7 protein-coding genes and 1 pseudogene are annotated in these 10,056 nt (G+C 66.5%); 7 read left to right on the top strand and 1 reads right to left on the bottom strand.

Annotated features, from left to right (window positions below; all coding sequences use genetic code 11):
* From E5198_RS09715 to E5198_RS09700, 4 genes are all read left to right on the top strand, one after another.
* Positions 1-439, top strand: a 439-nt coding sequence (locus tag E5198_RS09715; protein ID WP_136489798.1) for a response regulator, incomplete at its 5' end; no start/stop codon positions are given.
* 94 nt (positions 440-533) lie between these two features.
* Positions 534-1,805, top strand: coding sequence for an MgtC/SapB family protein (locus tag E5198_RS09710; protein ID WP_136489797.1), 1,272 nt, complete (start codon positions 534-536; stop codon positions 1,803-1,805).
* A 271-nt stretch (positions 1,806-2,076) separates the two neighbouring features.
* Positions 2,077-2,730, top strand: coding sequence for a protein phosphatase CheZ (locus E5198_RS09705; RefSeq protein ID WP_136489796.1), 654 nt, complete (start codon positions 2,077-2,079; stop codon positions 2,728-2,730).
* Positions 2,731-3,054: 324 nt separating this feature from the next.
* Entirely contained in the window at positions 3,055-3,855 is an 801-nt protein-coding gene (locus tag E5198_RS09700) for a response regulator (protein WP_136489795.1), read from the top strand.
* A 759-nt stretch (positions 3,856-4,614) separates the two neighbouring features.
* Here the strand turns inward: E5198_RS09700 and E5198_RS09695 are convergent.
* A complete protein-coding gene (locus tag E5198_RS09695; RefSeq protein ID WP_136489794.1) occupies positions 4,615-4,803 on the bottom strand; it encodes a hypothetical protein in 189 nt (62 codons plus the stop codon).
* 119 nt (positions 4,804-4,922) lie between these two features.
* Here E5198_RS09695 and E5198_RS22345 point away from each other — a divergent pair.
* The 3 genes and pseudogenes from E5198_RS22345 to E5198_RS09685 form a co-directional block, all read left to right on the top strand.
* Positions 4,923-5,720 (top strand): annotated as a pseudogene (locus E5198_RS22345) (PAS domain-containing protein); the annotation flags it as partial.
* A complete protein-coding gene (locus tag E5198_RS22340; RefSeq protein WP_372239875.1) occupies positions 5,703-6,641 on the top strand; it encodes a methyl-accepting chemotaxis protein in 939 nt (312 codons plus the stop codon). The pseudogene E5198_RS22345 and the gene E5198_RS22340, both read left to right, overlap by 18 nt.
* A 211-nt stretch (positions 6,642-6,852) precedes the next feature.
* On the top strand, positions 6,853-10,053 hold the full coding sequence (locus E5198_RS09685) for an MHYT domain-containing protein (protein WP_168772508.1): 3,201 nt from the start codon (positions 6,853-6,855) through the stop codon (positions 10,051-10,053).
* Positions 10,054-10,056: the final 3 nt, after the last annotated feature.

Below are 10,056 nucleotides of genomic sequence, written 5' to 3'. Positions count from 1 at the left end.
GCTGGCCCGCGGCCGCGCCGTGCCGCAGGCGCGGCCGGCGGCACCGGCCAGCGCGCCGCAGCCGATGAACGGCGCCCAGGTGTGGTGCATCGACAACGAGGACAGCATCCTCACCGGCATGCGCAGCCTGCTGACCCGCTGGGGCTGCCAGGTGCAGACCGCGCGCTCGCGCGCCGAGTGCGAGCATCTGCTCGGCCAGGACGGCCCGCCGGAGCTGGTGCTGGTCGACTACCACCTCGACGACGGCGAGACCGGCCAGGCGCTGATGGGCTGGCTGCGCGCGCACCTGGGCCAGCCGGTGCCCGGCGTGGTGATCAGCGCCGACGGCCGCCCCGAGCTGATCGCCGAGGTGCACGCCGCCGGCCTCGACTACCTGAGCAAGCCGGTCAAGCCGGCCGCCCTGCGCGCCCTGCTCAGCCGCCATCTCAAGCTGCACTGAGCCGCCCGCCGTGCCGCCCGCGGGTGCGGCGCGGCGGGATTTGCCGCGGGACGGCTTGCTAGACTGACCAGCCCCACCCGCCAAAGGATTGCCCATGACGCCCGAGTTCGACGTCCTGCTCGACCTGGCCAGCGCGCTGGCCATCGGCCTGCTGATCGGCACCGAGCGCGGCTGGAGCGCCCGCGCCAGCGACGACGACCGGCTGGCCGCCGGGGTGCGCACCTACGGCCTGGTCGGCCTGCTCGGCGGCCTCGCCGCCCTGCTCGCCGGCCATCTCGGCGTGCTGGTCTGGGTCGGCGTGCTGCTGGCCCTGGCCCTGCTCAGCACCACCGCCTACGTGATCGGCCTGTGCCACGACCCCGACCAGGGCCAGACCAGCGAGATCGCCCTGCTGCTGACCTTCCTGCTCGGCAGCCTGGCGCTGGCCGACGACCGCCTGCTGGCCGCCGGCTGCGCGGTGGTGGTGGCCCTGCTGCTGCGCCTCAAGGAACCGATGCATGCGGCGCTCCGGCGGCTGTCCGCCGAGGAGCTGTCCGGCGCGCTGAAGCTGCTGTTCATCTCGCTGGTGCTGCTGCCGGTGCTGCCCGACCGCGGCTACGGCCCCTGGCAGGTGTTCAACCCCTACGTCACCTGGTGGATGGTGGTGCTGATCGCCGGCCTGGGCTTTGCCGCCTACGTGGCCGTCCGCCTGATCGGCACCCGCCATGGCCTGCTGCTGACCGCCCTGCTCGGCAGCGTGGTGTCCTCCACCGCCATGACCCTCACCCTCGCCCGCCTGCATGGCCAGCGCGAGCTGCACGCCCTGCTGGCCTGCGGCCTGCTGGGCACCTCGGCGCTGGTGTTCCCCCGCGTGCTGCTCGAGGTGGCGGTGATCAACCCGCCGCTGGTGCAGGGGCTGCTGTGGCCGCTGGCCGCCGCGGCGCTGGTCTACGCCCTCGGCGCCCTGTACTGGTGGCAGCGGGCCAAGGCGACGGAACTCGGCGCCCAGGCCGAGCCGCCGCTGAAGAACCCCTTCGAGTTCGGCCCGGCCGTGCGCTTCGCCCTGCTGCTGGCGCTGATCCTGCTGCTGGTGGAAATCGCCCGCCGCGAACTGGGCGACGTCGGCGTGTACCTGGTCGCCGTGCTGTCCGGGCTCACCGACGCCGACGCCATCACCCTGTCGCTGTCGCGCAGCGCCCTGGGCGAGCTGGACCCGCAGGTGGCGGTGCGCGGCATCGCCCTGGCCGTGGTCAGCAACAGCCTGATCAAGGGCGTGCTGATCGCCATGTTCGGCGGCAGGCGCCTGGCGCTATTCACCCTGCCGGTGATGGCAGGCGGTCTGGGACTAGGGCTGGCGCTGGTATTCGCCGGCGCGACTCTGAGCTGAGCGGCGCACCCGACACCTTTGCCACACGGCCTTTCCGTCTTTGCCGCACGGCTGATTGCGCCGTCACAGCGCCCCCTGCGCGGGAAAACTTGGCAGACTGGCGATACAACCGCCCGGCCCCACCCCACTGGGCTGCGGCGGCTCCACATCAAGCAGCTACTGGCCGCCGCGTAACATCCAGCAGATGGCATCGGGTGCCTACATCCGCCCCGCACACTAGGCGTCAGACACCGCAAGCACAGGCCCCGGCCAGGCCCGCAGGAGAATCCGCATGATCGACCACCCCCCAGCGGCTTCCATCACCCCGCAGGAACTGATCCAGCGCATCGTCCAGATGGCACGCCTGCTGCACGTCAGCCTGCAAGAACTGGGACTGAACAAGGCCATCGAGCAGGCCGCGCAGGCCATCCCCGATGCTCGCGAGCGCCTGGACTACGTCGCTGCGATGACCGAACAGGCCGCCGAGCGTGTGCTCAATGCCCTGGAACGGGCCCAGCCGCGCCAGACCATGCTGATCGAGGGCGCCCGCGATCTGGAGGCACGCTGGCAGTCCTGGCTCGCCGCGCCGCAGCAGAGCGACGAAGCGCGCCGCCTAGTGGAGGAAACCCGCCGCTACATCGGAGCGGTGCCTGACCATACCCGGGCGACGCAGAGCGAGCTGCAGGAAATACTCATGACCCAAGACTTCCAGGATCTCACCGGCCAGACCCTCAAGAAGATGATCGAGGTGACCCGCGAGATCGAACAACAACTGCTCAAGGTGCTGATCGACAGCGCTCCGGCCACCGCCGAACAGCGTACGCTACAGCGTCTGGCCGGCAGCGAACGGGCCGACCGCAAAGGCCCGCAGATCAAACCGACCGACGGCGAAGCAGTGACCGACCAGGCCCAGGTCGACGCTCTGCTCGCCCAGCTCGGCCTCTGAACAGCGGCAGGCGCTCACACATATATCCCCTAAATAGGAACGCAGGATCGACGAGCACCTGCTCGCCATCGACCGCAGCCCCCGCGCAGCACGACCTCGACAAGGTGGTACGCCTGCTCCTGCGCGCCCCACCGACGAAGCTGGCAAGCTGATCGCCCACCAGGATGCTTGGACCAGAAGGGCACCGACGCGGCAAATCCTGCTCAAGTCATGACAACGCCAACCCTCTGTAGCATTATGTGCGCCAGACACAAAAACGTGATATGCATCACGTTTTTTTGACGCCACCAAGTGGTAGCACGCAGGGAGGCAGGCACAGAACCAATGACAACGAGCAACCGCCTTTTCGGCAACAACAACCTGCAAGACCGTCACATTCTGATTGTGGAAGACGCCGACGTTGACCGCATGCTGCTGGAAGCCTATCTGCGCCAGAAAGGCGCCCTCGTCCACCTGGCCACCAATGGCCTGGAAGGCATCCGCAAGGCCCTTCTGATCCGCCCGGACATGATCTTGATGGACGTACACATGCCGGTCTGCGACGGCCTGAGCGCCTGCCGGCAACTGCAGGCCGACGCCCGCACCAGCAACATTCCGGTGATTTTCCTGTCCGGCGCGGTGATGCCCGACGAACGCCTGGAAGGCCTGCTGGCCGGCGCCGTGGACTACGTCACCAAGCCGTACAACTTCGAAGAAGTACGTATCCGCCTGAGCATGCACCTGCGCGCGCAGAGCCGCGGCGCAGACGCCGGCGAGCCGGCGCCGAGCGTTTCCAACCTCGACAGCATCTTGTTCCAGTCGGCCCGCCAGCACCTGCTGCGTAACCTGGCCGAGACACCCAACCTCGAATGTCTGGCGCGCATCCTGCGCACCAACCCCAAACGCCTCAACGAGGCATTCAAGCAGTGCGTCGGGGCCACCGTGTTCAGCTACCTGCGCGAGGAGCGCATGCGCCAGGCCCGCACACTGCTCAGCGATACGGTGCTGGAAGTGCAGGCCATCGCTCTGGAGCTGGGCTTTACCAGTGGCGCCAACTTCGCCACCGCTTTCAAGGAACGCTTCGGCGTCACCCCGCGGGAGTTCCGCCAGAGGCAGGGCGAGGAGCACACAGTCGGCGGCGAGTAACAGGAATCCCATCCCAGACTTTACCTTTACCTTTACCTTTACCGCAAACGAGTGACTGCCTGTCGCTCACGAGCACTCAAGACCAAGCAAAGATAGACACCATTAATCCCGCCTTGAAAAGCTAAATACACCCTGAACGACATTGCCGATAAGCATCGACAGACGTGAGTCACCGTAAATCCTTACGAGTAGTGGCTGCTTTCGGTCGAAGGCAAGCGTAACTTCTGCAGGCACCCCTCGGTTCGCCAATTTCTGCAAGGCTGGCGAGGCGAGCACCGAACTGATCCAGGACAGGCGACAAGGGCGCGGCCTCGCGGTGGTCATCGGCGAAGTATGCAAGCTGGCCCGTCATAGTGCCGACGTGGCATGCGAGATCAAGCGCTGGTCGGTGGATCGGGGCGGCGCGACGCTGGCCAGCCGCGTCGGCAAAACCGGTCGGCGCAGCTCGCCAGCAACCGGCACAGGCCCCACGAGGCAAGGGGAGGCCTTCTGAACTGGATGCCCCACCCAGGCCTCCCGAATAGACTGCAGAGACCTGGGTTGCCGGAGGACACGCATCCGGACCGCGCCTTTGCTTCTCGGCTCTTTCGATTTTGCTGGCCGGCACACTCGCCGGCACGCAATTGACGATAAATCATCCCAACCGTAACCTTTAAACAAGCTAGAAACAATAATGCCACACAAAATAAGCGGCCATTAGAGCCTTCACCAAATAATAATTATCATCTAATCCGCCGTAAAGGCGCCAGAAATACAACGTCAAAACCTCGCATCGCGAGGCAAGCGTTGGCTTTTTATTTTCACGGTATTGGCGTACTTGCGAAAGGCAAGACTAAAAACCTTATAACAATCAAGGGTAATGAAAGCCTGCGCATAGTCTGATGCACCGTCATCTTCGCCAGCCTCTAGGCGTTCGCCAGCATGTTTCTGCCTGATGCGCAGAGGCATGCATACATCCATTGGTCTCGGGTAGATATATATCTGCCGGAAATCCCCGCTCAAAGCGCCTGAATTAGCATTCGGCTCGCGCAGGGGATTCCCATGTCTGAAAAATGAGGAAATAACCAATGCTGTTCGGAACCATTGGCTCCCATGAGTACTTGCTCAACAGTGACGACTTCCTGATTTCGCGTACCGACCTGTCCGGAAGGATCACCTACGCCAATCCGGCGTTCATCGCGGTGAGCGGCTTCTCTTGGGATGAGCTCAATGGCGCAGACCACAACATAGTCCGCCATCCGGACATGCCGAAAGCCGCCTTCGCCAACCTTTGGGAAACCCTCAAGGCTGGGCGGGAATGGAACGGACTGGTCATGAACCGGCGCAAGAACGGCGACTACTACTGGGTCGAGGCCCACGTCACCCCCTACTTCGAAGGCAACACCCTGGTCGGCTACGCCTCGGTGCGCATCAAGGCCGACGCCCAGGCCGTGGCGCAGGCCCGTGAGGTCTATGGCGACATCGCTGCCGGCAGGCGCAGCGCCTTCTACCTGAGGGATGGCGTGTTGTGCCGCAAGGGCGTGCTCGGGCAGCTCGCCCGGCTCAACCCCTCGTCCATGCAGTTCCGCCTGCCGGCCATGTCGGTCACCGCCATCCTCTGCACCGGCGCCGGCTTCGCGGTTGGCGCGCAGGCCGCGGCGGTCCCCGTCTGGGAGGCGCTGGACGGTTCCTCGCTGGCCGTGCTCGGCGGCCTGTCCGCCGTGCTCGCCTACATCGGCTATCGCACGCTGCGCTCGATCAAGGCCCCGATCGCCGCGGCTATGAAGTTCAACTCGCAGATCGCCGCCGGCAACCTGAGCGTGCAGATCCCCAACTTCGGCCGCACGGAAATCGGCCAACTGGCAGCCATGATGGACACCATGCGCAAGAGTCTGTCGAGCATTGCCCTCGATGTGAACCGCAGCATCCACAGCGTATCGTCCGCCACCCACAACATCGCCACGGGCAACGACGCCCTCGCCGCACGCACCGAGGACCAGGCCGCCGCGCTGCAGCAGACGACCAGCAGCATGGAAGAGATCACCACCACGGTCGATCAGAACGCCAGCAATGCCCAGCATGCCAACCAGTTGTCCGAGCACGCCTCCAGCCTGGTCAAGGACAGCGGCGAGGTGATGCACAAGGTTGTGCGCAAGATGTCGGCGATCTCCGAGGCCGCACAGAAAATGGGCGAGATCATCGAGTTGATCGACTCGATTGCCTTCCAGACCAACATCCTCGCGCTGAACGCCTCTATCGAGGCGGCCCGCGCCGGCGAGCATGGGCGCGGCTTTGCCGTGGTGGCCACCGAGGTGCGTCTGCTGGCCGGCCGCTCGGCAGAAGCGGCAAGGGACATCCGCCAGCTCATCGACCACTCGACCAGCGAAATCGGCGAAGGCGTCGCCCTGGTCAAGGCGGCGGAGTCGTCAATCGACGAGGTCATCGCGTCGGTCGTCAAGGTCAGCGACATCATGGGCGAAATATCTTCCGCGTCCTCGGAGCAGAGCGCCGGTATCGCCCAGGTGAGCCAGGCCATCGTTCAGCTCGACGGCGTGACGCAGAAGAACGCCGGCATGGTCAACCACGCCCAGCAGGTCTCGGGCAGCCTGCAGGCGCAGGTGCGCGAGCTGGTTCAGGCGATCTCGATCTTCAAGGTCGACAGCCGCCAGCTGCTTGAGCCCGATCTGCAGCACATGCGGGCGGCATTCGACGAGGTGCTCCCGCCACGGGGGCCGGTGAACGCGCTCGCCCCGCGGCTGCGCAACGGCAAAGCCGCCACGGCGGAGGAAAGCTGGGAGGCATTCTGAGCCCGGCCCGACAGTCGGCGGAGCCCCCGAGGGGCGTTGACGCCCATCAAGATGGGCCACCGCCCAGCGGCAGTTAATGAAGGGGACGGGGACTGCGGCAGCCACGCGGCACCTGTTCCCTCCCCCGCAGGCCCCCGCAGCGTGCCGAGGGGCGACTCCCCACGCTTTTCCCGCGCGGCTTCTTTCACCTTACCGGCAATGTTCCCCAGCCATGCTCGACCTGTTTTTCCTGCTCGCCCCCGTCGCCCCCAGCCTGTACCTGTACGGCACCTTCGATCTCTGGCTGGTCGCCCTGTCGATCCTGCTCTCGGTCGGCGCCGCGACCATGGGCCTGCAGGTGGCCGGGATCGCCCGCACCAGCAACACGGTGCTGCAACGCCAGGTGGCGCTGCTCTCTGGCGCCCTGGCGCTGGGCGGCGGCATCTGGGCGATGCATTTTCTCGGCATGCTGGCCTTCCGCCTGTGCAGCCCGGTCAGCTACGACCCGCTGACCACCCTGCTGTCGGTGCTGCCCAGCCTGGCGGCCTCGTGGGTCGCCCTGTCGCTGCTCACCCGCCCGCACCTGCGGGGGCGCCAGTTGGTGCTCGGCGGCGTGCTGGTCGGCGCCGGCATCGGCACCATGCACTACAGCGGGATGGCCGCCATGCGGATGGCACCGCTGCTGCGCTACGACCCGTGGTGGTTCGCCCTGTCGATCCTGCTCGCCGCCGGTCTGGCCATGCTGGCGCTGTGGGTCCGTTTCGGCCTGGAGCACAACGCCCGCCTGCGCCCGCTGCACAGACTGCTGCTCGGTGGCCTGGTGATGGGCTCGGCCATCGCCGCCATGCATTACGCCGGCATGGCGGCAGCACGCTTCATTGGCACCGCAAGCTCGGACAATCCGCTGCCGGCGCTGCAGAGCGGGCTGATCGCCAATGCCGTGCTGTTCGGCACCCTGCTGCTGATCGTTGCCGTACTGCTCAGCAATACCTTCCTACACTACCGGGAGCGGATGCGCTGGACCCTGCGCAGCCAGGAGCGCTTCATCCAGTCGCTGATCGGCAACCTCCCCGGCATCGTCTTCCGCTCCCGGCTGGACGACGCCTGGAGCCTGCTGTTTCTCAGCGACGGTATCGAGCAGCTCACCGGCTGGAGCAGTCGCGAACTGCTCGACAGCGGCGGCCTGCGTCCACTGATCCCCGCCGAAGACCTGCCGCGCCTGGCCGAGGCCCGCCACCGGGCCATTGCCGAGGGCGGCAGCTATTCGGCCGAATACCGCCTGCGCTGCAAGGACGGACGCCTGCTGCGGGTCTGGTCGCTCGGCCACATCGTCACCGAAACCCAGCGCTCGCTCGAGGGCGAGGGCGAGGGCGAGGGCGAGGTAGTGCTGCTCGACGGCATGATCTTCGACATCAGCGAACGCCATGCCCTGGAACAGGAACTGCGGCGCGCCCGTGACCATGCCGAACAGGCCTCGAAGGCGCGCAGCCTGTTCCTCGCCAACATGAGCCATGAAATCCGCACGCCGATGAACGGGGTGATCGGCATGCTCGACCTGGCGCTGGAAACCCCGCTCAACCCCGAGCAGCGCGAATACTTGCAGATCGCCCAGCGCTCCGGCGAGACGCTGCTGGCGCTGCTCAACGACATCCTTGACGTGTCCAAGGTCGACGCCGGGCATCTGGAGCTGGAAAGCGTCGCCTTCGACCTCAGTGAAATCGTCGAGCACACTGCCAAGCTGCTGGCCGCCCGCGCCCACCAGAAGCAGCTCGAACTGATCATCGAGATCGAGCCCAGCCTACCGCGGCAGGTGCTTGGCGATCCGCTGCGCCTGCGCCAGGTGCTGCTCAACCTGCTCAGCAACGCGATCAAGTTCACCGAGCGAGGCGAAGTCGCACTCTGCGTCGGTCGCTCACCCCGCACGCCGGGGGCGCTGTGCTTCGCCGTGCGCGACACAGGTATCGGCATCGCCCCGGAGGTGCAACCGCTGATCTTCGACTCCTTCCGCCAGGCCGACGAATCAACTACCCGCAAGTACGGCGGCACCGGTCTGGGCCTGTCGCTCAGCCGCCGCCTGGTCGAGCTGATGGGTGGCGAAATCCATCTGGAGTCGACGCCCGGCCAGGGCAGTCGCTTCTTCTTCGAGCTGCAGCTGCCATTGCAGGACAGCCCCTGCGGCGAACGCAGCGCCAGCGAACGTGCCGCCGAACAACTTGCCGGTCGCGGCCTGCTGATCGTCGACGACGTGCTGGCCAACCGGCTGATCGTCGAGCGTCATGCCATCGCCTGGGGCATGCAGCCGCACGGTTTCTGCAACCCGCTCGATGCGCTGGCCTGGGTGCAGGACCCGCAACACGCAGCCAGCGTGCAGCTGGCGGTACTCGACCGCATGATGCCCGAACTGGACGGTCTGGAGCTGGCGCACCGGCTGCGCGAGCAGCACCCACGCCTGCGTCTGGTGATGCTCTCCTCGGCCAGCGATCAACTGGAGATCGAGGCCCGCGAACACCAGGTGCTCGACCAGTGCCTGAGCAAACCGGCTGGCCCCGATGCGCTGGCCTATGCCCTGATCAGTGCGCTGCACAGCCCGCGCGCCACTGGCGCGGCGGCCGCCGACGTTGAGCCCTGCCTTAGCGGCTGCCGTGTGCTGCTGGTCGAGGACCACCCGGTCAACCGCATGCTCGCCCAGCGCCTGCTCGACAAGCATGGCGCGCTGATCGACGAGGCGGAGGACGGCGCCCAGGCAGTCGCCCGCATCGAGTCCGGCGAACGCTTCGACATCATCCTCATGGACTGCCAGATGCCGGTGATGGACGGCCCCACCGCCACCCGTGAGATCCGCCGCCTGGAACACAAGCGCGGCCAACCACGCACACCGATCCTCGCCCTCACCGCCCATGCCAACACCCCGGAAGTCGCCGAATGCCGACACGCGGGCATGGACGACATCCTCAGCAAGCCCTACAACGTGCGACAGCTGCTCGACTGCATGCTTGCCCTGCTCGCTCCCCCGCCGTCTGCACTGACGGCTCCCGCCGCCTTGCCGCCACTGCCGACGTTACTCGACGACGCCATGCTCGACACCCTGCACGAGGCGCTGGGCACCGACCTGCACACGGTCGTGAGCTTCTTCTGCACCAATCTCCCGGGACATATCGCACGTTTGCAAAGCGCTCTCGCCAAGAGCGACCACGACGAGGTTCGCAAGGAGGCTCACCGGCTCAAGGGCAGTGCCGGCAACCTCGGTGCTCTGGCGCTGGCAGCGCTGGCGTGCGACATCGAGCAGTACGCCGCGACCAGGCAGGCGGTCCCGGCAGACAGCGCCGAACGCTTGGCGCAACTGGCCGAAGCCAGCGTGCGCAGACTTCAGCAACGCTATCCCGACCCGGAGCACGGCGCCGCGCCCCCCCCCCAGCAACAGAACGCCCACTGACGA

It is taken from the genome of Pseudomonas sp. A-1, from assembly GCF_004801855.1.
In the GTDB taxonomy this organism is placed as follows: Bacteria; Pseudomonadota; Gammaproteobacteria; order Pseudomonadales; family Pseudomonadaceae; genus Geopseudomonas.
This window is presented reverse-complemented; position numbering and strand designations above follow the sequence as displayed.

Coding starts and splice junctions, on each gene's coding strand:
- E5198_RS09710 (WP_136489797.1), top strand. CDS start 534: ATGACGCCCGAGTTCGACGTCCTGCTCGACCTGGCCAGCGCGCTGGCC.
- E5198_RS22340 (WP_372239875.1), top strand. CDS start 5,703: ATGATGGACACCATGCGCAAGAGTCTGTCGAGCATTGCCCTCGATGTG.
- E5198_RS09695 (WP_136489794.1), bottom strand. CDS start 4,803: ATGCCTCTGCGCATCAGGCAGAAACATGCTGGCGAACGCCTAGAGGCT.
- E5198_RS09705 (WP_136489796.1), top strand. CDS start 2,077: ATGATCGACCACCCCCCAGCGGCTTCCATCACCCCGCAGGAACTGATC.
- E5198_RS09700 (WP_136489795.1), top strand. CDS start 3,055: ATGACAACGAGCAACCGCCTTTTCGGCAACAACAACCTGCAAGACCGT.
- E5198_RS09685 (WP_168772508.1), top strand. CDS start 6,853: ATGCTCGACCTGTTTTTCCTGCTCGCCCCCGTCGCCCCCAGCCTGTAC.